At 66.3% G+C, this 24,888-nt stretch carries 22 protein-coding genes and 1 pseudogene; 14 read left to right on the top strand and 9 right to left on the bottom strand.

The genetic code is table 11. The annotated features are described in order from the left end of the window. The first annotated feature begins 176 nt into the window (after positions 1-176). Entirely contained in the window at positions 177-1,010 is an 834-nt protein-coding gene (locus B3446_RS20290) for an AraC family transcriptional regulator (RefSeq protein WP_291384478.1), read from the top strand. A 16-nt stretch (positions 1,011-1,026) separates the two neighbouring features. On the opposite strand, the gene B3446_RS20285 is transcribed toward B3446_RS20290, so the two are convergent. Then, positions 1,027-2,034, bottom strand: a complete 1,008-nt coding sequence (locus tag B3446_RS20285) for a LysR family transcriptional regulator (RefSeq protein WP_291384476.1) — start codon at positions 2,032-2,034, stop codon at positions 1,027-1,029. 48 nt (positions 2,035-2,082) lie between these two features. Between B3446_RS20285 and B3446_RS20280 the strand changes: the two genes are divergently transcribed. The 3 genes from B3446_RS20280 to B3446_RS20270 are packed head-to-tail and all read left to right on the top strand — an operon-like array spanning position 2,083 to position 6,861. Further along, positions 2,083-3,063: a Bug family tripartite tricarboxylate transporter substrate binding protein gene (locus tag B3446_RS20280; protein WP_291384474.1), complete on the top strand. Its 981-nt coding sequence runs from the start codon at positions 2,083-2,085 to the stop codon at positions 3,061-3,063. Between the two features lie 23 nt (positions 3,064-3,086). Next, positions 3,087-5,150 (top strand): hydantoinase/oxoprolinase family protein, encoded by a 2,064-nt coding sequence (locus B3446_RS20275; protein ID WP_291384472.1) that lies wholly within the window; start codon positions 3,087-3,089, stop codon positions 5,148-5,150. Continuing rightward, the gene (locus B3446_RS20270; protein WP_291384471.1) at positions 5,137-6,861 is read left to right on the top strand and encodes a hydantoinase B/oxoprolinase family protein; all 1,725 of its coding nucleotides are present in this window, start codon (positions 5,137-5,139) and stop codon (positions 6,859-6,861) included. The genes B3446_RS20275 and B3446_RS20270 overlap by 14 nt, the downstream gene beginning before the upstream one ends. Before the next feature lie 13 nt (positions 6,862-6,874). Here B3446_RS20270 and B3446_RS20265 read toward each other — a convergent pair whose 3' ends face one another. Continuing rightward, entirely contained in the window at positions 6,875-7,678 is an 804-nt protein-coding gene (locus B3446_RS20265) for a GntR family transcriptional regulator (protein ID WP_291384469.1), read from the bottom strand. A gap of 185 nt (positions 7,679-7,863) precedes the next feature. Between B3446_RS20265 and B3446_RS20260 the strand changes: the two genes are divergently transcribed. From B3446_RS20260 to B3446_RS20225, 8 genes and pseudogenes are all read left to right on the top strand, one after another. After that, positions 7,864-8,895 (top strand): ABC transporter substrate-binding protein, encoded by a 1,032-nt coding sequence (locus B3446_RS20260; RefSeq protein ID WP_291384467.1) that lies wholly within the window; start codon positions 7,864-7,866, stop codon positions 8,893-8,895. Between the two features lie 47 nt (positions 8,896-8,942). Next, positions 8,943-10,010, top strand: coding sequence for an ABC transporter ATP-binding protein (locus B3446_RS20255; RefSeq protein WP_291384465.1), 1,068 nt, complete (start codon positions 8,943-8,945; stop codon positions 10,008-10,010). Next, positions 10,007-10,873, top strand: coding sequence for an ABC transporter permease (locus B3446_RS20250; protein ID WP_191578370.1), 867 nt, complete (start codon positions 10,007-10,009; stop codon positions 10,871-10,873). Before B3446_RS20255 ends, B3446_RS20250 begins: the two co-directional genes overlap by 4 nt. Position 10,874: 1 nt before the next feature. After that, positions 10,875-11,675, top strand: a complete 801-nt coding sequence (locus B3446_RS20245) for an ABC transporter permease (protein ID WP_291384462.1) — start codon at positions 10,875-10,877, stop codon at positions 11,673-11,675. Continuing rightward, the gene (locus B3446_RS20240; RefSeq protein WP_291384460.1) at positions 11,675-12,832 is read left to right on the top strand and encodes an NAD(P)/FAD-dependent oxidoreductase; all 1,158 of its coding nucleotides are present in this window, start codon (positions 11,675-11,677) and stop codon (positions 12,830-12,832) included. The genes B3446_RS20245 and B3446_RS20240 overlap by 1 nt, the downstream gene beginning before the upstream one ends. Then, the gene (locus B3446_RS20235) at positions 12,816-13,124 is read left to right on the top strand and encodes a (2Fe-2S)-binding protein (RefSeq protein ID WP_056327675.1); all 309 of its coding nucleotides are present in this window, start codon (positions 12,816-12,818) and stop codon (positions 13,122-13,124) included. Before B3446_RS20240 ends, B3446_RS20235 begins: the two co-directional genes overlap by 17 nt. Next, positions 13,121-13,840, top strand: a pseudogene (locus tag B3446_RS20230) (FAD-dependent oxidoreductase); the annotation flags it as partial. The gene B3446_RS20235 and the pseudogene B3446_RS20230, both read left to right, overlap by 4 nt. Positions 13,841-13,993: 153 nt before the next feature. After that, a complete protein-coding gene (locus B3446_RS20225) occupies positions 13,994-16,447 on the top strand; it encodes a TonB-dependent siderophore receptor (protein WP_291384456.1) in 2,454 nt (817 codons plus the stop codon). Here B3446_RS20225 and B3446_RS20220 read toward each other — a convergent pair. The 7 genes from B3446_RS20220 to B3446_RS20190 form a co-directional block, all read right to left on the bottom strand. Continuing rightward, the gene (locus tag B3446_RS20220; protein ID WP_291384454.1) at positions 16,444-17,037 is read right to left on the bottom strand and encodes a WG repeat-containing protein; all 594 of its coding nucleotides are present in this window, start codon (positions 17,035-17,037) and stop codon (positions 16,444-16,446) included. The genes B3446_RS20225 and B3446_RS20220 overlap by 4 nt on opposite strands. Positions 17,038-17,149: 112 nt before the next feature. Continuing rightward, positions 17,150-18,127: a Bug family tripartite tricarboxylate transporter substrate binding protein gene (locus B3446_RS20215; RefSeq protein ID WP_191578025.1), complete on the bottom strand. Its 978-nt coding sequence runs from the start codon at positions 18,125-18,127 to the stop codon at positions 17,150-17,152. Between the two features lie 74 nt (positions 18,128-18,201). Beyond that, positions 18,202-19,443: a tricarballylate utilization 4Fe-4S protein TcuB gene (gene tcuB / locus B3446_RS20210; protein WP_291384451.1), complete on the bottom strand. Its 1,242-nt coding sequence runs from the start codon at positions 19,441-19,443 to the stop codon at positions 18,202-18,204. Further along, positions 19,430-20,845, bottom strand: a complete 1,416-nt coding sequence (gene tcuA / locus B3446_RS20205) for an FAD-dependent tricarballylate dehydrogenase TcuA (protein WP_291384449.1) — start codon at positions 20,843-20,845, stop codon at positions 19,430-19,432. Before tcuA ends, tcuB begins: the two co-directional genes overlap by 14 nt. A gap of 77 nt (positions 20,846-20,922) precedes the next feature. Further along, positions 20,923-21,849, bottom strand: a complete 927-nt coding sequence (locus B3446_RS20200; protein ID WP_191578027.1) for a LysR family transcriptional regulator — start codon at positions 21,847-21,849, stop codon at positions 20,923-20,925. A 3-nt stretch (positions 21,850-21,852) separates the two neighbouring features. Beyond that, complete coding sequence (locus B3446_RS20195) at positions 21,853-22,551, bottom strand: glutathione binding-like protein (RefSeq protein WP_175122464.1); 699 nt, start codon at positions 22,549-22,551, stop codon at positions 21,853-21,855. A 42-nt stretch (positions 22,552-22,593) separates the two neighbouring features. Continuing rightward, the gene (locus B3446_RS20190; RefSeq protein ID WP_291384444.1) at positions 22,594-23,025 is read right to left on the bottom strand and encodes a hypothetical protein; all 432 of its coding nucleotides are present in this window, start codon (positions 23,023-23,025) and stop codon (positions 22,594-22,596) included. A gap of 225 nt (positions 23,026-23,250) precedes the next feature. On the opposite strand from B3446_RS20190, the gene B3446_RS20185 reads away from it, so the two are divergent. Beyond that, positions 23,251-24,660, top strand: coding sequence for a hypothetical protein (locus tag B3446_RS20185; protein ID WP_291384442.1), 1,410 nt, complete (start codon positions 23,251-23,253; stop codon positions 24,658-24,660). A gap of 56 nt (positions 24,661-24,716) precedes the next feature. Then, positions 24,717-24,881, top strand: a complete 165-nt coding sequence (locus tag B3446_RS20180; protein WP_291384440.1) for a hypothetical protein — start codon at positions 24,717-24,719, stop codon at positions 24,879-24,881. Positions 24,882-24,888 lie beyond the last annotated feature (7 nt).

Below are 24,888 nucleotides of genomic sequence, written 5' to 3'. Positions count from 1 at the left end.
GTCCGGAGCGAAGGCTCCGGACCGCAATCGTAGCCCCGCGCCCCGAGGCCGCCGCCGCGCCGTGCGTCTAAAGAACGCTCCCCCCGTCAGCAACACAACTGCCCTGCACCACCAAAAAAAACCGCAAAATCTGCAAACCCCCAAAAGCTAAATTGCCCCTACCAAGGAGCAACCCATTGAAACCCGCAACGCGATCCCTCCACGCCCAACGCCTGGACCCCGTCCTACGCTGGCTAGCCGCCAACCCAGACGCCCCGCCAGACCTGCACCACCTGGCCGACCTGGCCTGCCTATCCGCCTACCACTTCCACCGCGTCTACCGCGCCATGATGGGAGAAACGGTTAACGCCACCGTCCAGCGCATCCGCATGCACCGCGCGGCCGCCGCCCTGGCCGGCACCGAAACCCCATTGAGAGACATCGCCCAACGCGCCGGCTACGAATCCGACGCCGCCTTCAACCGCGCCTTCGGCGCCCTCTTCGGCACCCCGCCGGGCCGGTATCGCGCCGCCCGCTCCCAGTCTTCCACCCCCAAGGAGCTGACCATGTACCCCGTCGTCATCGAGAACTTCCCTGGAACCACCCTGGCCGTCCTGTCCCACCGCGGCAGCTACCAGGACATCGGCCCCGTCTTCTCAAGGGCCTTCATGCTCGCCATCGGCCGCGGCATCGCCACGCCGGACACCATCGGCTACGGCATCTATTTCGATGACCCCGAACAGGTCCCCGAAAGCCAGTTGCGATCGCTTGCCGGCATGCCCGTCGCGCCCGATGCCGACATCGGCCAGGAACTCGAACGCTTCGAAATTCCCGCCGGCCGCTGCGCCATCCTCACGTACACCGGCCCCTACAACGAAATGCGCAAGCCCTACGACTGGCTCTTTGCCGAATGGCTGCCATCCAGCGGCATGGCCCCCGCGGATTTCCCCATGTTCGAGCAATACCTGAACGACCCGCGCACCACCCCGCCCGCGCATTTGCAAACCCGTATCTGCCTGCCGCTTCAATAGCAGACAGCGCATCCCGCTACCCGAGCACGCCTGCCAGATATTGCCGCAGCCAGGCGTGCGCCGGATCGTCCTGATAGCGCTCGTGCCAGTACAACGACACCGCAATTGGCGGCAGCGTCAACGGCACCTTCTGCGACACGATCCGCGCGCTCCCCGCCATCGCCTTCGCAATGCTCCCCGGCATCGTCGCAATCAAATCCGACCCTTCCACGATGAACGGACAAACCAGATAACTGGACAACGTAGCCACGATCTTGCGGCTCCGGTTCTGTCCCATCAGGATGCGATCAATCGCCGTACTGAAATACCGCGTGTGCGCCGCCAGATCCAGATGTCCATAGCTCAAATAAGCATCCAGATTCCACCGTTTGCGCAAACAAGGATGCCCCTCGCGCACGATGCAAACCGCCGGCTCCTGATACAGAAAACGCGTACGCAAATCCGGCGCAGGGTCAGGGAAATACCCCGCGATCAGCTCCACATGATTCGTATCCAGCATGCTCAGCCCATGCAGCGGCCGCGCCGGCACGATCTGCAACTGGAAATGCGGCGCGTCCACCGCCAGCCGTGGAATCAGCTTGGGCAGCAACGTGTACTGAACATAGTCGGTGGCATACAGCGATAGCGTGCGCGACGAATGCGCCGGATCGAATGCCTCGCGTGTGCGCGTCGCCCGATGCCAGCTCTCCAGCAGCGGCTTGAAATTCTGGTGCAGCTCCAGCGCCCGCAACGTTGGCTGCCACGCCCCGCCCTCGCGCACCAGCAGCGGATCGCCGAACAACTGGCGAAGACGATTCATCGCCGCGCTCATCGCCGGCTGGCTGATGTTCATCGCCTCGGCCGCGCGCGACACATTGCGGCATGCCATCAGCGCATCGAAATGCACGAGCAGATTCAGGTCCGGGTTCTTCATCGCCGCGCGTCCATAAATGGCATCTATACAAATATAAACCTGTAGGACTGCTGTCATTTCCGCGCGAGGCCTAGCATGACCTCGTTGTTGCAGCGAACCAAGGTTGGACACGCATGATCCGGCCATCACGAAGTTCTATCAACAAGGGGAAACCAAGCCATGAAAACAGGGCTACTACGCAGTTGCTGTCGCATTGCCGCCGGTGCCGCGCTCTTTGCGGCCGCCGGGTCCGCCGGCGCCGCCTGGCCGGACAAGGTCATCCGCATCGTCGTGCCGTTCGCGGCCGGCGGCTCCACCGATCTGGTCGCGCGCAAGATCGCCGAAGGCCTTGGCCAGCGCCTGAACGCCAACGTCATCGTTGAAAACCGCCCCGGCGCAGGCGGCACTGTCGGCACCGAATTCGTCGCGCGCCAGCCCGCCGACGGCTACACCATCCTCATGGGGTCGGTCAGCACGCACGGCAGCGCGCCCTGCGTCTATTCCAAGCTGCCCTACGACGCCGTCAAAGATTTCACCCCCCTGACGGTCGTCGCCACCATCCCCAACGTCATGTCGGTCAACCAATCGGTTCCCGCCGCCAACCTTCAGGAGTTCGTTGCCCTCCTGAAGAAAGAGCCCGAAAAGTACTCCTTCGCGTCGAACGGCCAAGGCACCTCCAACCACCTGGCCGCCGAACTCTTCAAGACCACCGCCGGCGTATCGATGGTGCATGTGCCCTACCGCGGCTCCGGTCCCGCGCTCATCGATCTGGTCGGCGGGCAGGTCAACATGATGATGGACGTCGTCATGACCTCGTACCCCTACATCAAAGACGGCAAGATCAAGGCCCTGGCCGTCACATCGCCGCAGCGCTCGCCCATGTTGCCCGACGTGCCCACCGTCGCCGAGTCCGGCTATCCCGGCTACGAGGCCATGGTGTGGTTCGGCATGCTGGCGCCCGCCAACATGCCTGAACCGCTGCGCACCAAGCTCACCGACGGCCTTGTGCAGACCCTGCACGCGCCCGCTGTGAAGACCTATCTGGAGCAACAGGGCGCGCAGGTGTCGGACGTCGCCGGACCCGCGTTCGGCGCAATGATCAAGGACGAAATCAACAAGTGGTGCCAGGTCGTGAAGAAGGCCGGCATTCGTCTGGACTGACCTTCTTTATTGGAACAATCGATATGTATCGCATAGGGATAGACGTCGGAGGCACGTTTACCGATTTCACGATGATCGACGAGGACGCCGGCGTGGTGCACTTTCATAAAGTGCCTTCCACGCCGCACGATCCCTCCGAGGCCATCGCCACGGGCATCGGCCAGATGCTCGCGGATCACGGTGTCGCGCCATCGCAGGTCTCGCACGTGGGCCACGGCACCACGGTGGCCACCAACCTCATCATCGAACGCAAGGGCGCGCGCGTCGGGCTCATCACCACGCGCGGCTTTCGCGATGTGCTGGAGATCGGCCGCCAGACCCGTCCGCATTTGTACGACTACAGCGTCGGCAAGCCGCCCGTGGCCGTGCCGCGTGAGTTCCGCGCCGAGGTCGACGAGCGGGTGAACGCCGCGGGCGACGTGCTGACGGCGCTGGATGAAGCGCAGGTGCGCGATGCCGCGCGCCGATTTGCCAAGGCCGGCATCGAGGCCGTGACGATCTGCTTCCTGCACGCCTACCGCAACCCCGCGCATGAGCGGCGCGCGGCGCAGATCGTGCTGGAAGAAATGCCCGACGCCTACATCAGTCAATCGTCGGACGTGCTGCCCGAGTTCCGCGAGTACGAGCGCCTGTCCACCACCGTGCTCAACGCCGCGGTCGGGCCTAAGATGGCGCGCTATCTGGAACGCTTCCTGAACCGCGTGCGGGAACTGGACATCGGCCATGAGCCGCACACCATCCACTCCAACGGCGGCCTGATGTCGATCGCCACCGTGCGCCAATATCCGGTGCGCACCTGCCTGTCGGGGCCGGCGGCGGGCGTCGTCGGCGCAGCCGCCGTGGGACGCGCCATCGGCAGCCTGAACCTCGTCACGTTCGATGTGGGCGGCACCAGCACGGACGTCTCGCTGGTATGCGACGGCCGTCCGCTCTTCACGTCGCACCGCCACGTCGCCGGGTACCCGGTCAAGACGCCCATGGTAGATATCCACGTCATCGGTGCGGGCGGCGGCAGCATCGCCTGGCTGGACGACGCCGGTGCGCTGAAGGTTGGGCCGCACAGCGCGGGCGCGGTGCCCGGCCCCGTGGGCTACGGCCGCGGCGGCCAGGAACCGACCATCACGGACGCCGAGATTGCGCTGCAGCGGCTCAATCCCGTGGCCCTGCTGAACGGCCGCATGCCGGTGTATGCGGACGCCGCGCGCGACGTCATCCGCAGCCGTGTCGCCGAACCGCTGGGGCTGGACATGGAGGCGGCCGCCGAGGGCATCCTGCGCATCGCAGCGGCCAACATGAGCCGCGCGATCCGTGCGGTGTCCACCGAACGCGGCTACGACCTCTCGCGCTTCGCGTTGTATGCGTACGGCGGCGCCGGCCCGCTGCATGCGGTGGAAGTGGCCGAGGAATGCGGCATTCCCGTCGTCATCGTGCCGCAGGAGCCGGGCACGATGTGCGCGCGCGGCATCCTGCTCACGGATATCTCTTTCGACTTCGTGCAAAGCGAAATCTCGCTGGCCGATGCGGACAGCTGGCCCGCGATCTCCGCGATCTTCGACGGCCTGCGCACCCAGGCCCAGGACTGGCTGACATCCGAACGCGTCGATCCGTCGCTGCGCGTGTGCCACAGCGCCATCGATGCGCGCTACGAGGGCCAGAACTTTGAAGTGCAGGTCAGCCTGGACGACACCGGCGCGGGCGGCTACGCGGAATTCGCGCGCCGCTTCGCCCAGGCGCATGAACGGGAGTACGGCTACACCGTCGACGACCGCAAGGTGCAGATCATCAACTGCCGCATGCAGGCCGTGGGACAGGTGGTGAAAGCGCCGCTTGCGCCAAGACACGTGGGTGGCACGTTGCAGGACGCCGCCCGGGGCCAGCGCAAGGCGTACTTCGGCCCGGCGCATGGCTGGCGTGACACGCCCGTCTATGACCGTGACCGCGTGCCGACCGGGGCGCGCTTCACGGGGCCTGCGCTGCTCGAGGAAATGAGCTCGACCACGGTGGTCGGCGTGGGCCATGAGGCCAGCGTCGACGAATACGGCAACCTGATCATCCGCCTGCAAGGAGGCTCGCATGAACAAGCCTGATTCCGTTCAAACCCGCGCCCCGGACGCCACGCCCACGCTGGCTGATCCCATCGGCATGGAGGTCTTCTGCAACCGCCTGCTGTCCATCACCGAGGACATGAACAACACGTTGGTGCGTGCGTCGTTCTCGACCAACATCAAAGAGCGCAAGGACTGCTCCGTGGCGCTGTTCGACGCCGCCGGCCGGCTCGTCGCGCAAGGCACGCAGATTCCGCTGCACCTGGGGTCGCTGGACGGCGCCATGCGCGCCATCCTGCGCACGTTCCCGGGTGACCAGATCCGCGATGGCGACGTGTATATCTGCAATGACCCGTACCTGGCCGACGGCAGCCACCTGCCCGACATCAACATCATCACGCCGGTGTTCTGGGACGGCGTGTTGCGCTTCTTCGCGGCCAACATCGCGCACCATTCCGACGTGGGCGGCGCGGTGCCCGGTTCGATCGCCGGCGGCTTGAAGTCTATCTTCGAGGAAGGCATCCGCATCCCCGCCTGCCGCATCGCCCGCGCGGGTGAGACCGATGAAGACCTGCTGCGGCTCATCTGCGCCAATACCCGCGACCCGGAAGAGCGCGTGCTCGACCTGCGCGTGCAGATGGCCACCAACCGCCGCGGCGCGGCGGCGGTGCAGGGCCTGATCCGCCAGATGGGACTGGAGGCGGTGCTGCGTTCGGTGGACGACGTGATCGCCTATACGCGCAAGCGGCTCCTGAACCGCATCGCGGAATTGCGCGCTGGCAGCTATACGTTCCGCAGCGATCTGGACGACGACGGCATGGGTGGCGACCCGGTGCCCATCCAGGTGACGCTGACCGTTAGCGCCGACAATCTGCATTTCGACTTCGAAGGGTCCGGCAAACAGGCGCGCGGCGCCATGAACCTGCCGTTCAACGCCTTGCGCGCCTGCGTGTACTACGCGGTGAAGGCGCTGCTGGATCCGGACCTGGCGCCCAACGCGGGGTTGTTCGACCCCATCACGTTGTCGGCGCCCGTGGGCACCATCACCAATCCCGAACACCCGGCCGCGGTGGGCGCGCGGTCCATCACCGCGCAGAAGGTGGCCGGCGCGATTTTCGGCGCGTTCCGCGGCCTGCTGCCGCCCGAGAAGACCATGGCGTCCAGCAACGACTGCTGCCCCGCCATCGTGTTCTCGGGCCGCTGGCGCGAGCGCGCGGGCCATTTCGTGTATCTGGAAACGCTGGGCGGCGGCGCGGGCGCGCGCTTCGATGCGGACGGCATGGACGCGGTGCACGTGCACATGACCAACACGTCGAATCTGCCCGTGGAAGCGCTGGAGAACGAGTACCCGCTGCTGATGGACGAGTACGCAATGATCCAGGATTCCGGCGGTGCGGGCCGCACGCGTGGCGGCATGGCCATCGCCAAGCAGATCCGCGCCGTGGGACCGGGCATCGTGTTCTCGGCCCGTTCCGACAGCCACACCGTGGGCGTGGCGGCGGGCGTGGACGGCGGATGCGACGGGCGCCGTGCACGGCTGATCCGCAACTTCGGCACGCCGCAACAAGAGGAGCTGTTTTCCAAGACTGCGAACATCGCGCTCGAACCCGGTGAAAGCGTGCGCATCGAAACGCCTGGCGGCGGCGGCTATGGGACGCCCTCGGCGCGGCCGCGGGCGCGTGTGGCGCAGGATCTGGCCGACGGCAAGATCAGCGCCGAGGCAGCACGCGCGGACTATGGCTTGTCCGCGTGAGCCGCGCTGCGCATCAACTGACGTTGAGCGTCATCGAGTACTTCATCTTGTCGTGCGGGAACGTGGTGATGGTGGCAAGCAGCAGCACGCCGCCATCACCGTAGTAGCGGCGCGTGATGACGAAGCCCGGCGTGCCGGTGTCGACCTGGAGCTGCTTTGCGATCACCGCGCCGATGGGCGTGGCGGAGAACTCCTGGTTGACCTCGGTGATGCGATCGCCGAAGTGGTCCTCGATCAGGCGCAGCAGCGAAATCCGCGACTTCACGTCTACCCGCACGTCGGAATGCGCCGGGTCCGCGTAAATGAGCGTGCAGGCGGCGGCGACGTCGGGATCGTCCAATGTCTTGATGGAGTTGATGTGCAGCCACTGCTGGCCGGGCTCGCAGCCCAGTGTTTCCGCGAGACGTTTGGTGAGCTTGACGGTGCGCACGTCCTGCACCAGCAGCGCCGCGTTGCGGGCGTACTGCAGCAGGTCGGGGAACTGCGAGATGCGCTGCGTGAAGCGCGTGGTGGCGCGCGCCGTTTCCACGCGTGTGCCCACGCCCGGACGGCGCGACACCACGCCGGCAACGGTCAGCATGCGGATGGCTTCGCGGATCGTGTGACGGCTGGCGCCGAACTGTTCGCACAGCTCGTGTTCCGTCGGCAGCAGCGTCATCACGGGGTAGCGCCCCGAGCTGATGTCCTGCGACAGCGATTGATAGATGCTCTTGTAGCGCGGTCCGCCCGCCCCGTCGGCCGGAAGCGCCGCGCCAGGCCGGCCGCGCGCTTCCCGCTCCCCGCCGGAACTGGCAGCGCGCTCGGAAGATCGGGTCATGAGGGAAGCCTCCTTGATTGGTTTTATAGGGTTTGTCCGGACAATAACCGATTGACAAGGCAGTCTTGCCGGATCCATTATTTGTCCGGACATTCATGTACGGACAAATTGTACGGCGGACATGAAGTCGCCGGGCAACAAATCAGTCGGTTCTTGCAGTTCTCTTCCAATATTCGGGGGTTCTCATGAGCAAGGTACTTGCAGTGCTCGCGGCAGCGGCGGTAGCAGCCGGGCTGGGCGCAAACGCACAGGCGCAGCAGAAACTGGTGGTCGCCGGCTACGGCGGTTCGTTCGAAGACATCATGCGCAAGGACATCTTCCCGCCCTTCGCCAAGCAGCACGGTGTCGAACTGGACTACGTTGCCGGCAACTCCACCAACACCGTGGCGCGCCTGCAGGCGCAAAAGAGCAACCAGCAGATCGACGTCGCCATCATCGACGACGGCCCCATGTACCAGGCCATCGCGCTGGGCTTCTGCGAACCCATCAAGAACCTTCCCGCCGACGACATCTACACCACGGCGCGCTACAAGGACGACAGGGCGGTTGCCATCGGCATCGTGGCCACCGGCATCATGTACAACAAAAAGGTCTTCGACGAGAAGAAATGGGCGCCGCCCACGTCGTGGAAGGACCTGAAGGATCCCAAGTACAAGAAGCAGCTCGTCATTCCGCCGCTCAACAACACCTACGGCCTGCACACGCTGGTGGAATATGCGCGCGAAGGCGGCGGCGGCGAAAAGAAGATCGACCCCGGTTTCACCACGTTCAAGAACGAGGTCGGCCCCAACGTGCTGGTCTATGAGCCCTCGCCCGGCAAGATGACTGAACTCTTCTCCAGCGGCCAGGCCACCATCGCGGTGTGGGGCAGCGGCCGCGTCAAGGCCTTTGCCGACACGGGCTTCCCGGTGGGCTTCGTCTATCCGCAGGAAGGCGCGTATGCGCTCCTGTCGTCCGTGTGCCCGATTGCCAAGTCCAACGCCAATCCCAAGGCGCAGGCCTTTGTCGAATACCTGGTGTCGCCCGAGGTCCAGGAAAAGCTCGCCTCCGCCTACGGTTATGGCCCGGTCAACAAGAAAGCCAAGGTGGCCGACGATCCCCGCGTGCCGCTGCCCATCGGCAAGCGCGCCGCGGATCTCATCGTGATCGACTGGGACACCGTCAACCAGAACCGGGACGACTGGAACAAGCGCTGGACGCGGGAAATCGAGCGCTGACTGCGTGTGCATACGGGCGGCGCTGGCGCCGCCCACCGGGAGCATTCATGACCTATCTCGTGCTGGACCGCCTGAGCAAGCGCTACGGCGACACCACTGCCGTTGAAAACCTGAGTCTGTCCGTGAAGCAAGGCGAGTTCATCTCGCTGCTGGGGCCTTCCGGCTGCGGCAAGACCACCACGCTGCAGATGATCGCGGGCTTTGTCGAGCCGTCGGGCGGAAGCATCGTGCTGAACGGCAAGGACGTCAGCAAGGTGCCTGCCAACAAGCGCGGGCTGGGCATGGTGTTCCAGAACTACGCGCTCTTTCCGCACATGACCGCGGCCGAGAACGTGTCGTTCGGGCTGGAGATGCAACGCGTCAAGAAAGACGAGCGGCTGACCCGCGTGGCCGACGCGCTCAAGCTCGTGGGCCTGTCGCATCTGGCCGACCGGCATCCGGCGCAGATGTCGGGCGGCCAGCAGCAGCGCGTCGCGCTGGCACGCGCGCTGGTCATCCGTCCCAGCGTGCTGCTGCTGGACGAACCGCTCTCCAACCTGGACGCCAAGCTGCGCGAAGAAATGCAGCTTGAACTGCGCAGCATCCAGCGCACCGTCGGCACCACCACCATTCTCGTCACGCACGATCAGTCCGAGGCGCTGGCGCTGTCGGATCGCATCGTCGTGATGAACCAGGGCCGCGTCGAACAGGTGGCCGAACCGTTCGCCGCATACGAAGGCCCCGCCAGCCATTTCGTCGGCGGCTTTCTGGGCAAGGCCAACGTCTTCACCCCGCAGGCCGAGCAGTACGAAGGCGAGATGCGCGCCCGCATCGGCGAGGCGCATATCGGTCTGGAAGGCGCGCCTGTGCCGCAAGGCGCCGTGATCGTGCGCCCCGAAAAGATCCTGTTTTCCGAACCCGCGGCCTGTGCGTTGCCCGGCCGCATGAAGACGCGCGTGTTCCAGGGTAATCACTGGCTGTGCCAGGTGGAAACGTCGGTCGGCGAAGTCATGGTGATCCGTCAGAACGACGGGGTGCCGGTGCCCGCCGAAGGCGAACCCGTGCATCTGCGCTGGCGCGCGCAGGACATGTGCACCGTCGATCCGGCCGCTGCGCCGCAAGGTAAAGCGTCATGACCGCGCGCACCAATCCGTGGGTGCTGAGCGCACCGGCGCTGGTGGTGTACGCCACGTTCCTCGTCGTGCCGATGGCGCTGGTGTTCCTGATCAGCTTCTTCGACTTCCAGTTCTATGGCGGCATGCAGGCCACCTTTACCTGGAAGAACTACATCGAGATCTTCTCGGACGGCTACTACTACGAGATCTACGCGCGCACGTTTGGCGTCGCCGCCGCCGTGACGGTCGCGTGCCTGGTGCTGGGCACGGCCGAAGCCTACGTGCTGTCTCGCATGGCCAATCCGTGGAAGGGTCTCTTCCTCATGGTGGTGCTGGGGCCGCTGCTGATATCCGTCGTGGTCCGCACGTTGGGTTGGGCGCTGCTGTTCGGCTCGACGGGTCTGATCAACAAGGCGCTGATGGGCATCGGGCTGACCTCAACGCCCATCGATTTGATGTACAGCAACCTGGGCGTGGGCATTGCGCTGACGCACGTGCTGGTGCCCTTCATGGTGATCTCGGTGTGGGCATCCTTGCAGCGGATCAATCCGGCGACTGAGGCCGCCGCGCTGTCGCTGGGCGCCAGCCAGTTCACCGTGATCCGGCGCGTGATCGTGCCCCAGGTGATGCCGGGCATCCTGTCCGGCGCGATCATGGTGTTCGCGATGGCGGCCAGTTCCTTTGCCACGCCCGCCATCATCGGCGGCCGCCGCTTAAAGAATGTGGCCACCGCCGCGTACGACGAATTCCTGAACACGCTGAATTGGCCGTTGGGTGCGGCGCTGGCGGTGGTGCTACTGGTGGCGACCGTGGTGGTGCTGCTGTCCGCCAACCGCATCATCGAGCGCCGTTACGGCGCGGTGTTCAACCAGGCCGGAGGCTGACATGCAATTTCGCAATGGCCCCATCGGCCTCGTCTTCCACACGCTGTTCATCCTCTTCATCCTGGCGCCCATCGTCATGGTGTGCGCGGTGGCGTTCACGTCCGAAGGCTTCATCTCACTGCCGTCCGGTGGGCTGTCGCTGCGCTGGTTCCGCGCCACCCTGGACAACCCGCGCTTTGTCGATGCATTCTGGTTCAGCCTGGGTCTGGGCACGCTGTCGGCCACGCTTGCCATTGCACTGGCCGTGCCCAGCGCGCTGGCCATCGCGCGCAATCGCTTCCCGGGCCGCGAGGCGCTGGTGGCGTTCTTTCTGTCGCCGCTGATGATTCCGCACGTCGTGCTGGGCCTGGCGTTCCTGAAGTTCTTCACGACCGTGGATCTGGCCGGCACGTATTTCGGCCTGGTGGTGGCGCACGTGATCCTGGTCATGCCGTATGCGTTGCGGCTGGTGCTGGCGTCGGCGGCAGGCATCGACCCGGCCCTGGAACGCGCGGCGCAATCGCTGGGTGCGTCCAACTGGACGGCCTTCCGGCGCGTGGTGCTGCCGCTGCTGTTGCCGGGCGTGGTGAGCGGCTGGGTGATCGCGTTCATCACCAGCTTCGATGAACTGACGATGTCGATCTTCATCGCGTCGCCGTCCACCACCACGCTGCCGGTGCGCATCTTCCTGCATATCGAAGACACCATCGACCCGCTGGTCACAGCCGTGTCGGCGGTGCTGATCTACGTGACCATCATTGCCATATTCATCCTGGACCGCGCCGTCGGTCTGGAGAAGCTGTTTGTAGGAAAGGGACGCTGATGACGGACGAGAAAGAAGTGGCGCCGCGCGCGCCCGTGCACCGCGGCATTTACGATGCGGTGGTGATCGGGGGCGGGTTGGTCGGGTCGGCGGTGGCCTACGGGCTGCGGCGCGAGCTGGACCACGTGGCCGTGCTGGACGAGGGCGACGTGGCCTACCGGGCCTCGCGCGGAAACTTCGGGCTGGTGTGGGTGCAGAGCAAGGGCATGGGCCTGCCGCGCTACGGCGTGTGGACGATGACGTCGGCCAAGGGCTGGCCGCAACTTGCCGCGCTGCTGCAGGAAGAGACCGGGGTCGACGTGCATCTGGAGCAGCGCGGCGGGCTGCACGCGCTGTTAAGCGATGAAGAGGTCGAGGCGCGCACGCGATTCATGCAGACGCTGCTTGCCCAGCCCGGCATGGCGCAATACGACTGGAAGATGCTGGACCGCGCCGAAGTCGCGGATCTGGTGCCGGGCATCGGGCCCGATGTGCGCGGCGCGACGTGGACGCCGGTGGACGGCATCGCCAATCCGCTGAAGCTCTTGCGCGCGCTGCACATGAGTTTTGCACAGCGGGTTGTGGATTACCTGCCGCAGCGTCCGGCGCAGAACATCCGCCTGCGTGACGGCGTGTTCGATATCGCCACGCCCGGCGGCACGGTGCGCGCGCACAAGGTGGTGCTGGCCTCGGGCCTGTCCAACAAGCAGCTGGGCGAACAGGTGGGACTGGACGTGCCGGTGCGCCCGCAGCGCGGCCAGATCGTCGTGCTGGAGCGCACGCGCCGCATGCTGGAAACCCCCTTGTCCACGCTGCGCCAGACCGACGAAGGCACCTGGCTGATCGGGGATTCGCAGGAAGAGGCCGGCTATGTGGACAACCTGGTGGGCCTGCCGATCCTCGGCACGCTGGCCGACCGCGCGGTGCGCACGCTGCCCGCGCTGCGCGACGTGCGCGTGGTGCGAAGCTGGGCGGCGCTGCGCGTCATGTCCAAGGACGGCTTTCCCATTTATCAGCAATCCGAAACGTGTCCGGGGGCCTTCGTCGCCACCTGTCACAGCGGCGTGACGCTTGCCGCCGCACATGCGCTCAACCTGGCGCCCATGATCGCCGCCGGCAGCCTGGCCGACGACATGGCGCCCTTCTCGACCCGGAGGTTTCATGTTCAAGCGGCTTGACGAGGCGCAGCGGCAGGCGCAGGGCGCGCCGGTGCGGGTAACGGTCAATGGGGCCGAGATGCTGTGCCGTCAGGGCGACAGCGTGGCGGCGGCGCTGTTTGCGGGCGGCGTGCAGGCCTGTCGCGACACGGCGGTCAATGAGGTGCCGCGCGGACCGTACTGCATGATGGGCGTCTGCTACGACTGCCTGGTCACCATCGACGGGCAAGCGAACCAGCAGGGCTGCATGACGCCCGTGCGGGAAGGAATGAAGATCGAGCGCCAGTTGGGTGCGCGCAAGGTGCAGGCATGATCGACACGACGCAATGCGATTTGCTGGTGGTGGGCGCAGGCCCGGCGGGTCTGGCGGCGGCGACGCTGGCCGCCAATCTGGGCGTGGACACCGTGCTGCTGGACGAGCAGCCCGCGCCGGGCGGCCAGATCTACCGCGCCATCACCACCACACCCGTCACCGATCGCGGCATCCTGGGCGAAGACTACTGGCACGGCGCGACGCTGGTGCCGCCCTTCCAGCAGTCCGGCGCGCGCTACGTGCCCGGTGCGACGGTCTGGGCCGTGGCCCAACGCACGGCGCCCGAATCAGCGGAAGGCTTCGAGGTGGCGTATTCGGTAGGGGGCGAGGCGCGCATCGTGCACGCGCGCCGCCTGCTGCTGGCCACCGGCGCACAGGAGCGGCCGTTTCCGATTCCGGGCTGGACGCTGCCGGGCGTCATCACGGCGGGCGCAGCGCAGATCCTCTTGAAGTCTTCCGGCGTCGTGCCGTCCGATCGCACCGTGCTGGCCGGTTGCGGTCCGCTGCTGTATCTGGTGGCCTGGCAATACCTGAATGCAGGCGTGAAGGTGGACGCGCTGCTGGAAACCACGCCGCCCGGCCGCATGGGCCAGGCGCTGCCCAAGGTCTGGGGCTTTCTGCGTTCCCCGTACCTGGGCAAGGGGCTGAAGCTGCTGCGCGCGGTCAAGGCTGCCGTACCCATCGTCAAGGGCGTGACGGCGCTGGAAGCGCTGGGCGACACGCTGCCCATCCGGGTGCATCGCTACGGATCCTGGCTGACGCTGGTGGACGCCGCCTAAAAAAATCCGCTGGCAGTGAGGGGATTTCAGATCGGTCGCCGTCATGACTAGTGACGCAACCGAAATCCACTCACTGCTTCCCCTGCCAACATGAAATTTCCCCTGCCCCCCGGCGCCGCGCTCGTCGCCTGCGCGCTCGCCGCCTGCGTGCTGACCCGGCCGGTCCACGCCCAGGACACGACAGCCGCCGCGCAACAGGCCACTCTGGCCTACGATCTGCCCGCCGCGCCGTTGGCCGATACCCTTAGCCGCATCTCGCTGCAGAGCGGCAAACCCATTTCCGCCGGCGCCGAATTGGTGGCCGGCAAGCAGGCCTCGCCAGTGCGCGGCGTCCTGAGCGCCGAAGCGGCCGCAAGACAGGCGCTGGCCGGCACCGGACTGGAACTCGTCGTCACCCGCAGCGGCGTGCTGTCCGTGCGGCCGCTGCCGGCGGCCAGCGCGGTGACCGCGCTGGAACCTGTGGTGGTCACCGCCAACGGCGTGATTCCGCCCAGCGAAGGCACCGGCTCGTACACGATGCCCGAGTCTTCGTCCGCCACGCGCATGCGCCTGACGATGCGCGAAACGCCGCAATCGGTCAGCGTCATCACGCGCCAGCAGATGGATGACCAGGGCATCGTGAGCGTCGCGGGCGCGCTGGAACAGACGCCCGGCATCACCGTCGTCCAGGACAATTCGGAAGGCTACAGCTTCTACTCGCGCGGCTTTCAGTTGCAGAACTTCCAGTTCGACGGCCTGCCCAGCCTGTCCAGCGACGGCGGCAACGTCCGCGACAACTACAGCATCACCAACACGGTCATCTATGACCGCATTGAAATCCTGAAAGGCGCAACCGGTCTGGTGAACGGCGCAGGCTACCCGTCCGGCGTCGTCAATTTCATCCGCAAGCGCCCCACGCAGGAATTTCAAGGCAGCTTGAGCGCGGGCGCCGGCTCGTGGGACCGCTACCGCAGCGAAGTCGACCTGGGCGGCCCGCTGTCTGAGAACGGCAAGATCCGTGGCCGCGTGGTCGGCACCGCCGAGACCCGCGGCAGCTACATGGATTACGCCAGCGGCAAGGAGTACGTCGGTTACGGCATCCTGGAAGCCGACCTGACGCCGCGCACCAAGGCGTCCATCGGCGTGGACTATCAGCAGAACAATAACGACGGCACCAGCAACACGCATCTGCCGGCATTCTTCTCCGACGGATCGCGGGTCCGGTTCTCGCGTTCGACCAACCCCGCGGACAAATGGGCTTGGCGCGACCAGGACACGACCCGCGTCTTCGCGGACATCGATCACCAGTTCGACAGCGGATGGCGCATCAAGCTGGCCGCAGCGCATCGCAACTACCGTTCGCGCGAACTGATCTCCGGCATGAGCAGCGCCCTGATCGACGTGGACACGCACAACATCGATCACGGCTTCTACACGGGCGGCGCGGCGCGCTTCAACACCGATTCGCGCGAGAACACCATCGACTTCCAGGCGTCCGGTCCCTACACCCTGTTCGGCCGCCAGCATGAACTGGTGCTGGGCTACAACGCCGCGCGCACGCATTCGCAATCGAACCGCTACGACAGGAATACCGATTCGCTGATCGACGACGCCTTCAACTGGAACAACAACGCCGTCGAGCCCGACATGTACGAATGGTGGCTGACGCACAACATTCTGGTGAACCAGAAGATCCTGTACGGCGCGACCGTGCTGCGTCCCACGGATCGGCTCGGTGTCATCCTGGGCGGCCGCTGGACGGACTACGAATGGAGCCTGGACGGCAGTCTGGGCAACGGCCGCAGTTCGCATTACGCCACCACCGTCGACAACAAGTTCATCCCCTACGCGGGCATCACCTATGACCTGGACAGCCAGCACACGGTGTATGCCAGCTATACCGACGTCTTCAAGCCGCAGGCCTACAACTTCGATGCCAACGACCGCCAGCTGGATCCGCTGACCGGCAAGAGCTACGAAATCGGCGCCAAGGGCGAATACCTGGACGGCCGGTTGAACACCAGCATCGCCCTGTTCCAGCTCAAGCAGGACAACGTCGCCGAGCTGGATCCCAGCGGCGCGTCCACGCCGTCGGGCGGCACCGCCTATATCGCGATTCCGGGTGTGACCACGCGCGGCGTCGAACTCGAGGTGTCCGGCGAAGTCATGCCGGGCTGGCAGGTGAACGCGGGCTATACCTACAGCCGCTCGCGCGACCGTGACGGCAAGCGGGTCAGCACCACGCAGCCCGAACACCTTTTCAAGCTGGCCACGGCGTACCGACTGCCGGGCGACTGGCACCGCCTGACCGTCGGCGCGAACATGCTGTGGCAGAGCAATACGTATTTCTCGCAGGACATCGGCGACAACAACTATCGGTTCACGCAGGACGCCTTTGGCGTGCTGGGGCTGATGGCGGGCTATGACTTCAGCAAAGACCTGCGGCTGACCGTGAACCTGAACAACGTGCTGGACAAGCACTATTACTCGGGCATGGGCAGCTACAACTCGGTCTTTTACGGCGCGCCGCGCAACGTGTACGCGCAACTGCGCTACAAGTTCTAAGGCTGATCTAGCAGACGGGGCGCGCCGCGCGCCGCCTCCATCTCTGCCCGCAACGACATCGCATCCGGCCGCATGGGCAGCACCAGCCGCCCTTCGCGGTCGATGGCGCCCCATTCTCCGCCCGTGACGTAACTGTGTTCGCCGTCGCGCGTGCGTTCGATACGGCAACCCTTGCATACCGCGGCCAGGCCGCCCTCGAAGCGGTCGACCCAGTCGTAAGGCGTGGCCAGCACGCGGTTGAGTTGCCTGTCGTAGTAGGCCATGCCGCCTTCCCACTGGCCGCGCGTCAGGCCTTCCTCGAAATCGTCGGCGCCATTATCGAACGTGACCACGGCGACGGCACGTCCGTCGGGCCGCACCCAGTGCCACGAGCCATTGGCCGTTGCGGGTGACAGGCCATCCTTGCTGAAATCCATGCGCGCCATCACGGCGGGGCGGAATTCGACACTACCGTTCGTGGCGCGGGCGCAGTGCTGGACGTGTTCGAGGGAGCCTTCCGCTTCCTTGTCCGCAAAGAAGCATGGAAGGTCGTACTCAATGGCATGGCCTGAGGTCAGGGCCAGCGAGGTAAGCAAGGCGGCAATCAACATGCGGGGCATCCTAGCATGGCGGATTCGCGCTCATCCGCCCGTCTGACGCCCGGCAAAGCCCCTCTTTAGAAAGCACGAACGGCCAGGAGAGGCCGCGCGACCGCATTCTGCTTCAGTTTGCCGTGGCGCCCGAGTCCTTGACCGCCTTCGCCCACGCCGCGATCTCGGTCTGGATGAACTTGCCGAATTCGGCGGTGTTCACGCTGGAGGCGCGCGCGCCCTCTTCCAGCAGGCGCTGCTTGACCTCGGGCGAGGCCAGCGCGCCGGTCAACGCCTGATTCAGCTTGGCCACCACCGCGTCCGGCGTGCCGGCCGGCGCGACGATGCCATGCCACGACACCGCCTGAAAGCCCGGAAGGCCTGATTCAGCCATCGTCGGCACGTCGGGCATTGCGGACGAGCGCTCGGGCGAGGTCACGGCCAAGGCGCGCAACGTGCCCGCCTTCACGTGCGGCAGGACGCCCGGAATGGTGGTGAACATGAAGTCGATCTGGCCGCCGATCAGGTCCGTGATCGCGGGGCTGCCGCCCTTGTACGGCACATGCGTGAATTCCAGCTTCGCCTCGCTCTTGAACATTTCGCCCGCCAGGTGTCCCGGCGTGCCGGCGCCCGCCGAGCCCATGTTGGTCTTGTCGCCCTGCGAACGGATGAACGCGATCAGCTCCTGCACGTTCTTGGCCTTGACGTTGGGGCCGACCACCAGCACGTTGGGCACGGTGGCCAAAAGCGTGACCGGCGTGAAATCCTTGACCGCGTCGTACGAAATGCGGGAATACAACGACGGGTTGATGCCGTGCGTGCTGGCGGTGGCCAGCAGCAGCGTGTAGCCGTCCGGCGCGGCCGACGCCACCTGCTTGGCGGCGATGGTGCCGTTGGCGCCCCCCTTGTTGTCGATCACGATCGTCTGGCCGAGCGTCTTGGCGGCTTCGGCGGCGACGGTGCGGGCGAGGATGTCGGACGTGCCCCCCGCTGAATGCGGGACGGCCAGCGTGATCGGCTTGGCGGGAAAGGTCTGGGCGTGCGCGGCCGGCAGGGCCGGCGACAGACAGGCGGCCAGCGCGCAGCGCGCCAGCAAACGAGTGCGGAACATGGGAGTCTCCAGGGTTGTGGCCGGCTGCGGCGCCTCGAGCGGGCGCCGTCAGGCCGGCGATAAGGCCGGTCCGGTCAGTCCGAACCGAGCTGCAGCTTGTTGGGCTGGCGTTTTTCGATGGACCACTTCAAAAGCGCGGCCGAGCGGTAGATGCCATGGGCGAACTTGCCGTAGGGCAAAGTCAGGAACAACGCCATCACGACGCCAAGATGGATCGCCAGCAGCAGCGCCATCGCGCTGCCGTCGCGGCCGGCCAAGAGCGCCAAGCCCGTCGCACTGGTCAGGAACAACAGAACGATGAAGCCCCGGTCCATCGGCTTTTGCGCCGCGTCGCCCTGCAGGGGATGGCGTTTGAAATTCAGCCACAGCAAGCCGGCGGGGCCGATCAAGAGGCCGATGCCGCCCGCGGTGCCCAGCAGCACCGGCGCGCTCAGGATCGGATACGGCGCCTGCTGGTCCAGCAGATAGTGGTACAGCGTGGCGACACACGTGGCCGCGAAACACAGCATGAAGCCGTAGAACGTGAAATGGTGAAACCGCCGGCGCCATAGCGTGAAGGCGTCGTCGGCGTTGTTGCAACCCTTGCCGTGGCCGCCGTCCAGATAGCGCAGGCGCAACGCATCATGCGCCGCCTCGGCGACCGCCGCGCCCGACGCCGCCCCCGGGCTGACATTGCGCCAGAACCGCGTCACGCCCACCGCCAGCGCCAGCATCGAAAAGCCGAACACCACGCCAAACATCAGCGCCAGCGTGTTGTGCGGGAACACGGCGTAGAAATTGCCCGCCATCGGCTCATGAAAAAGACCGCCCGCCATCACCACCGCCAGCACCAGGAACAGCGCCAGACCGGCGGCCGTGGCCAGCGACAGCGCCAGGCCATTGCGCTTGTACAGCGTGCCCAGCGCGGCGGGCCACGCGTAGTCGGTGTAGGTCTGCATCCGCACCTTGGCCATGGCCTGCGGCACGTTGACGGCGAACTCGTGCGGCGGCGCGTACTGGCACGCGTGCAGACAGGCGCCGCAGTTGTGGCACAGGTTGGCCAGGTAGTTCAGGTCGGCCTTGCCGAATTCCAGGCGGCGCGTCATGGCCGGAAACACCGCGCAGAAGCCTTCGCAATAGCGGCAGGCGTTGCAGATCTGCATGACGCGCGCCACTTCGGTTTCGTCGCCGGTCAGTGTTTCGGTCAGCGGCTTGGCGCCCCGCGCGTGAAAATGCACCGGCTGCTCGGTAGGCGACGGCGCCGGCGAGGGAATGGGGCCGGACTGGCTGGTGGAAAAAGACTGCGCCTCGCGGGCCAGGGCTTCAAGCTGCTTCACGGTGTGCTCCCGCAGGGTTCTGGCCGAGCGCCGCGGCGGCGGCGCGGGTGCCGGCAATACGGCCAAAGGCCGTGCCGATGGACATGCCCACGCCCGCCGTGTATCCCTTGCCCAGCACGTTGCCGGCCATCATTTCGCCCGCGACAAAAAGGTTGTCGCTGGGCTGATCGTTGAAACGGACTGCGGCGGTGTCGTCCACCTTCAGGCCCAGATAGGTAAAGGTGATGCCGGGCCGCAGCGCATAGCCGTAGAACGGCGCGGTGTCGATGGGCCGTGCCCAGTGCGTCTTGGCGGGCGTCAGGCCTTCGGTATGGCAGTCATCCAGCGCGGTGTGGTCGAACTTGCCGACGCGGCAGGCCGCGTTGTAGTCCCCGACGGTCTTCTCGAAGGTGGCCGCATCCAGCCCCAGCTTTTGCGCCAGTTCGGACAACGTGTCGGCCTTCACGCCCGGAAACACCGGCGGCATGAAGCGGCCGATCGCCTTGGCGTCGATGATGGAATAGGCGATCTGGCCGGGCTGCATGGCCGTCAGGCGCCCCCAGATGGCATAACGCTTGGGCCAGAAGTCCTCGCCCTCGTCGTAGAAGCGCTCGGCGTCGCGGTTGACGACCACGCCCAGCGATACGCAATCGATGCGCGTGCAGATGCCGCCGTCATACAGCGGCGCGCGGGCGTCGATGGCCACGCAATGCGATTGGGAGGGGTCGCCGATGCCGTCTGCGCCGGCATCCAGCATGAATTTCAGCAGCACGCCCATGTTGAAGCGCGTGCCGCGGATCAGGAAGTTGTCGGCCGGCCATTCGCCGCGCTCGTTCTGACCCCAGGCTTCGCGCAACCATTTGCGGTTGGACTCGAAGCCCCCTGCGGCCAGCACACAGGCGCGGGCCTCTATGCGCTCGTCGCCAATGCGCGCGGCCACGAAGCGGCCGTTGTCCAGGTCCAGCGAATCGACCGGCGCGTTGTAGCGGATCTGCACGCCCAGCGCTTCGGCGCTGCGGTAATAGGCGTTGACCAGCGCCTTGCCGCCGCCCATGAAGAACGCATTGGTGCGCGCTACATGCAGCGCGCCCGACAGCGGCGGCTGGAAGTTCACGCCGTGGCGGCGCATCCAGTCTCGACAGGTGGAGGACTCGCGGATGACCAGCCGCGCCAGGTGTTCGTTGGTCAGCCCGCCCGTCACCTTGAGCAGGTCCTGCCAGTATTCTTCTTCGGGATACGCGTCGATCAGCACGTCCTGCGGCGCATCGTGCATGCAACGCAGATTGCGCGTGTGCTGGGAATTCCCGCCCCGCCATTCCTTTGGCGCCGCTTCCAGCAGCAGCACGCTGGCGCCGGCTTCGCGCGCCATCAAGGCCGCGCACAGCGCCGCATTGCCCCCACCAATCACCAAGACGTCGACCATGCCATCTTCCCCAATTCAAGGGGCAGACTCTACGCAGCGGCGCGCCGGTGCGATATCAGGCAGGCGTCAACGGGTATTCACGATTCGTGAAGGGCGACCACGGCCCACTTGCCTTCGCGGGCCAGGGTGCGGGACACGTCGGCCATGACCAGACGGGCGGCCAGCGCCGCGGGCGACAGCTCCTCGTCCGACAGGCTGGCCAGCAGGTTGGAGCGGAACAGATGCGCGTCGTCGATGCGCGCCATCTGCAACTGGCCGGGCGCGATGCGCGCGGTGGCCGAACTGGGCTGGATCGTCGCCGCGGCGCCCTGCTGCACCACGTCCATCAGCAGTGACAGACCATCGACCTCGGCCACCACCCGGGGCGTGCGGCCCAGTTGCAGGAAGGCGTTGTTGACCAGCGCGCGCAAGCCGTGGCGGCCGCTGGGCAGCACCAGCGGCAGGTCGGCAATGGCCTCCAGCCGCGTCGTGTCACCAGCCGGCAAGCCGGGCATGCCGGGCCGGGCAAAGAGGAACAGGGGCTCGTCCAGCAGCGGCATCACGCTCCAGCGGCGTGCGGATTCGGCATGGAACACGATGGCCAGGTCCAACAGGCGGCCGTTGAGCATGTCGGTCAGATGCCCGGACAGCGCTTCGACCAGATGCAGCCGGATGTCGGGATAACGCGCATTCATGGCCTGCAGAAAAGGCGCGCCCAGCACCGCCGCCGTCGTGGACGGCAGGCCGACGCTGACGTGCCCGGCCAGCCGCGCCTGTTGGGCGGCCTGGACGGCGTCATCGGCGTGGCGCAGCGCCAGTTGCGCCTGCCGGAAAAACGCCAGCCCCGCGTCCGTGGGCACCACGCCGCTGGCGCTGCGCTGCAACAGCCGCGTGGACAGTTCGCCTTCGAGACGGCTGATCTGCTGGCTGAGCGCCGACGTGACCATGCCGATCGACATGGCCGCCCGGCCGATGCTGCCGGCCTCGACCACCCGCACGAAGTAACGGAGCTGGCGCAGTTCCATCGGTCAGCCCGGAATGGTCAGACCCTTGGCGACCGCGGGCCGCGCCACGAACGCGTCCAGCACACGCGCGACGTTCTTGAACGACGAAAAGCCGACGAGGTCGCCGGCGTCATAAAAGCCCACCAGGTTGCGCACCCACGGGAAGATGGCGATGTCAGCAATGGTGTACTGGTCGCCCATCACCCAGTCGCGCCCTTCCAGGCGCTGGTCCAGTACGGCCAGCAGGCGCTTGGACTCGTCCACATAACGGTCGCGCGGGCGCTTGTCTTCATAGTCCTTGCCCGCGAACCGATGGAAAAAGCCCAGTTGGCCAAACATCGGGCCGATGCCGCCCATCTGGAACATCACCCATTGCAGCGTCTCGAAGCGACCCGCCGTGTCCGCCGGGATGAACTGGCCGGCCTTGCTGGCCAGGTAAACCAGGATCGCGCCGGACTCGAACAGGCCCAGCGGCTTGCCGTCCGGCCCGTTCGGGTCGAGGATGGCCGGGATCTTGTTGTTCGGGCTGAGCGACAGAAACTCGGGCGTGAACTGGTCCTTGGTATCGAAGGCGACCCGGTGGACTTCATAGGGCAGACCGGTCTCCTCCAGCATGATCGACGCCTTCACGCCGTTGGGCGTCGGCAGCGAATAAAGCTGGATGCGGTCGGGATGCTGGGCGGGCCACTTCTTGGTGATGGCAAAGGCGTCTAGGGAGGACATGCAGGGTATCTCCGGGGGAGGCGGGGTTGGGTGACGACAATCCTAGCGCAAAAGCCGGTGCAAACCCCACCGCAGCGCAGTTGTGGCGAGGGCAATGGGCAGGACCAGGCGCCATTGCGCCAGAAACAGTTCGCGCGTGGCCTCGCCGGGGGCCCAGGTGTTGCCGAACACTTGCGGCGAAGGCGGCGCGAGGTACAGGGCGAACAGCGCGGCGGCAAACGTCGCCACGAGGCGCCAGGAGGAGGATTGGCGCAGCTTGGCCGGGCGCTCGGCCACGATCAGCATCAGCACGCCGGCCAGGCCCGCCAGGACCGCCTGGGCGTAGAAATCGCGCGCCGAGAACATGTACGGCGCGTCGGGGACCACCCAGCCGAGGTCACCGGTCTGCAGCAAGGACGTCAGGCATGCGCCGAAAAGCGCGGCGGCAAAGGACAGGAGGGACAGGTCCAGGGTACGCAGAATGAGTTTGGACATGGGGCATTGCAGGGATGGCGAAGGCGCGAGGATGCCACACGTTGACGCGGGCGCGGGACTGTCAGCGGCGCAAAGCCGCCACGCGCATCGGATCCCGCAGCCCGCTACGCATTCGGTTTGTGATGCACAATCCGGCTCGCGCTTGCGCCGCAGCGCCCTGCCTTGGCAGGCCATCTCCCCTACCGCCGTGGCAGCTCGCCGCGCCCGGCGCCACTGGCAGTCCCCATGAAGCACCCGCAGCACCGTTCCGGACAATCCGCCTCATCCGCACTTCCCGACGCCGCATCGCGCCCAGCCTGGTTCGCATCCGCCTCGGCGTCATGCCTGGCGGCCGTGCTGGGACTGGCCGCGCCGGCCGCGCATGCAGCGGCTCCGGCAGGCACGGCGACCGCGCAGGTGTCAGACACCCCAAGCCGCACGCGCAGCCTGACGTTGACGCTGATGGATGGCAATGGCCCCGCCCCCGCGCCGCATACGCCGTACCGCGTCTTCGTAACCGGCTCGAACGACGAGATCCTCGATACCCCTTCCGGCGACGGCATCCTGCATGGCGTCACCGACGCCGAGGGCCGCACGGCGCAGATCCGGACCTCGCTGCCGCATACGGAAGACGACTTCACCCTGATCCGCCGCATCGGCGACGGGCCTTGGGGGCACTTCTTCCAGTTGCAGCGCAGCGGCAGCACCGAGCCCTTGCCTGCCTGGCCGTACATCATGACCATGCCCCAGCGCTGGGGCGAACAATGGGTGGACCTGGGCTACACCACCCGGCAGGGCGCGACGGCCTACTTCAGTCACGACGTCCCGGCGGGATCCGTGTCGCTGCATATCGATGCGGACGTCACGCGCGACAGCAAGTGCTTTGCGGAGCTGGACGCCGTCAACCGCAAGTTCGCGCAGAACGATGCGGACGGCGCCCGCGCGCTGATCGGCGCCATGCGCTGCACCCGCAGCGCGGAGCAGAAGCTGGATCTGGCGCGGTTGCTGCTGGCCGCGGGCCAGGCCGATCTGGCGCGGCACTGGCTGCTGCAGACACGGCAGCGGCCGTTTCCGGACATGTTCAAGCCGGTCGACGATGCCGACCGGCGCAAGCGGCTGGAAGTGGAACGCCTGCTCGGCATGCCCGATCTGGTGCTGGAGGATTCGAACGTCCTGCAGGCCCGGCAATCGAAAAAACGCGCCGCCGACGCAACTGACCTGGCGAACAACACCGCCTACTTCCTGGCGGACTTCCCCGACTACCTGCCGCAAGCGGAGGAACAGGCCCGCCGCTCGCTGGAGCGCGTCGGCCCGCGTCCGTACAACCAGGGCACGCTGGGCTGGATTCTGGCCCTGCGCGGTCAGACCGCTGAAGGCCTGCGCCTGATGCGTCTTGCCTACCGCGACCTGCCGCGCGACGAAGAAATCGCGGCCGAATACGGCCTGACGCTGTGGCGCAGCGGTCAAAAAGACCTGGCCGCGCGGCTGTGGGACCAAGCGCAGCGCGAATGCGTGTGGGGCGTTCGCCTGCATGCGGCGCTGCGCGAAGCAGGCTACCCGCACCCGTACTTTCATCCCGCGGATTCCGAACCGGTGAACGCGTACCGCGCGCGTTGCGCAAAACCCCGGATCAAGGCGAAGACTGCGGGCCTATAATCCGCGCATACGCTGCGAGCCACGCGCCTGCTGAGGGGCAGACGCAGGAGACCTCCATGACATCCCCCCTGAAGCGCCTGCTTACTCTCCTTGCCGCCACGCTGCTCTTGGGGGGCTGCGGCAGCGGCCCCGGCGGACCGCCGCATCCCGGCGCGGCCAACCCGTACAGTTCTGGCGGCTTCAGTGACGCCGGGCCCAATTATCCCGACACGGGACGCTGAAGCCGGA

Origin of the sequence: Achromobacter sp. UBA5777, assembly GCF_002418565.1 — a bacterium.
GTDB lineage: Bacteria > Pseudomonadota > Gammaproteobacteria > Burkholderiales > Burkholderiaceae_B > Achromobacter > Achromobacter animicus.
The sequence above is the reverse complement of the archived record's forward strand: the minus strand, read 5'-3'. Positions and strand labels throughout refer to the sequence as shown.

What these genes read in the sequence shown, in the direction of transcription:
- B3446_RS20240 (WP_291384460.1), top strand. Translation starts at nt 11,675, where the DNA reads ATGACGGACGAGAAAGAAGTGGCGCCGCGCGCGCCCGTGCACCGCGGC.
- B3446_RS20180 (WP_291384440.1), top strand. Translation starts at nt 24,717, where the DNA reads ATGACATCCCCCCTGAAGCGCCTGCTTACTCTCCTTGCCGCCACGCTG.
- B3446_RS20255 (WP_291384465.1), top strand. Translation starts at nt 8,943, where the DNA reads ATGACCTATCTCGTGCTGGACCGCCTGAGCAAGCGCTACGGCGACACC.
- B3446_RS20215 (WP_191578025.1), bottom strand. Translation starts at nt 18,127, where the DNA reads ATGTTCCGCACTCGTTTGCTGGCGCGCTGCGCGCTGGCCGCCTGTCTG.
- B3446_RS20275 (WP_291384472.1), top strand. Translation starts at nt 3,087, where the DNA reads ATGTATCGCATAGGGATAGACGTCGGAGGCACGTTTACCGATTTCACG.
- B3446_RS20225 (WP_291384456.1), top strand. Translation starts at nt 13,994, where the DNA reads ATGAAATTTCCCCTGCCCCCCGGCGCCGCGCTCGTCGCCTGCGCGCTC.
- B3446_RS20270 (WP_291384471.1), top strand. Translation starts at nt 5,137, where the DNA reads ATGAACAAGCCTGATTCCGTTCAAACCCGCGCCCCGGACGCCACGCCC.
- B3446_RS20260 (WP_291384467.1), top strand. Translation starts at nt 7,864, where the DNA reads ATGAGCAAGGTACTTGCAGTGCTCGCGGCAGCGGCGGTAGCAGCCGGG.
- B3446_RS20265 (WP_291384469.1), bottom strand. Translation starts at nt 7,678, where the DNA reads ATGACCCGATCTTCCGAGCGCGCTGCCAGTTCCGGCGGGGAGCGGGAA.
- B3446_RS20245 (WP_291384462.1), top strand. Translation starts at nt 10,875, where the DNA reads ATGCAATTTCGCAATGGCCCCATCGGCCTCGTCTTCCACACGCTGTTC.
- B3446_RS20280 (WP_291384474.1), top strand. Translation starts at nt 2,083, where the DNA reads ATGAAAACAGGGCTACTACGCAGTTGCTGTCGCATTGCCGCCGGTGCC.
- B3446_RS20190 (WP_291384444.1), bottom strand. Translation starts at nt 23,025, where the DNA reads ATGTCCAAACTCATTCTGCGTACCCTGGACCTGTCCCTCCTGTCCTTT.
- B3446_RS20200 (WP_191578027.1), bottom strand. Translation starts at nt 21,849, where the DNA reads ATGGAACTGCGCCAGCTCCGTTACTTCGTGCGGGTGGTCGAGGCCGGC.
- B3446_RS20220 (WP_291384454.1), bottom strand. Translation starts at nt 17,037, where the DNA reads ATGTTGATTGCCGCCTTGCTTACCTCGCTGGCCCTGACCTCAGGCCAT.
- B3446_RS20235 (WP_056327675.1), top strand. Translation starts at nt 12,816, where the DNA reads ATGTTCAAGCGGCTTGACGAGGCGCAGCGGCAGGCGCAGGGCGCGCCG.
- tcuA (WP_291384449.1), bottom strand. Translation starts at nt 20,845, where the DNA reads ATGGTCGACGTCTTGGTGATTGGTGGGGGCAATGCGGCGCTGTGCGCG.
- B3446_RS20195 (WP_175122464.1), bottom strand. Translation starts at nt 22,551, where the DNA reads ATGTCCTCCCTAGACGCCTTTGCCATCACCAAGAAGTGGCCCGCCCAG.
- B3446_RS20185 (WP_291384442.1), top strand. Translation starts at nt 23,251, where the DNA reads ATGAAGCACCCGCAGCACCGTTCCGGACAATCCGCCTCATCCGCACTT.
- B3446_RS20250 (WP_191578370.1), top strand. Translation starts at nt 10,007, where the DNA reads ATGACCGCGCGCACCAATCCGTGGGTGCTGAGCGCACCGGCGCTGGTG.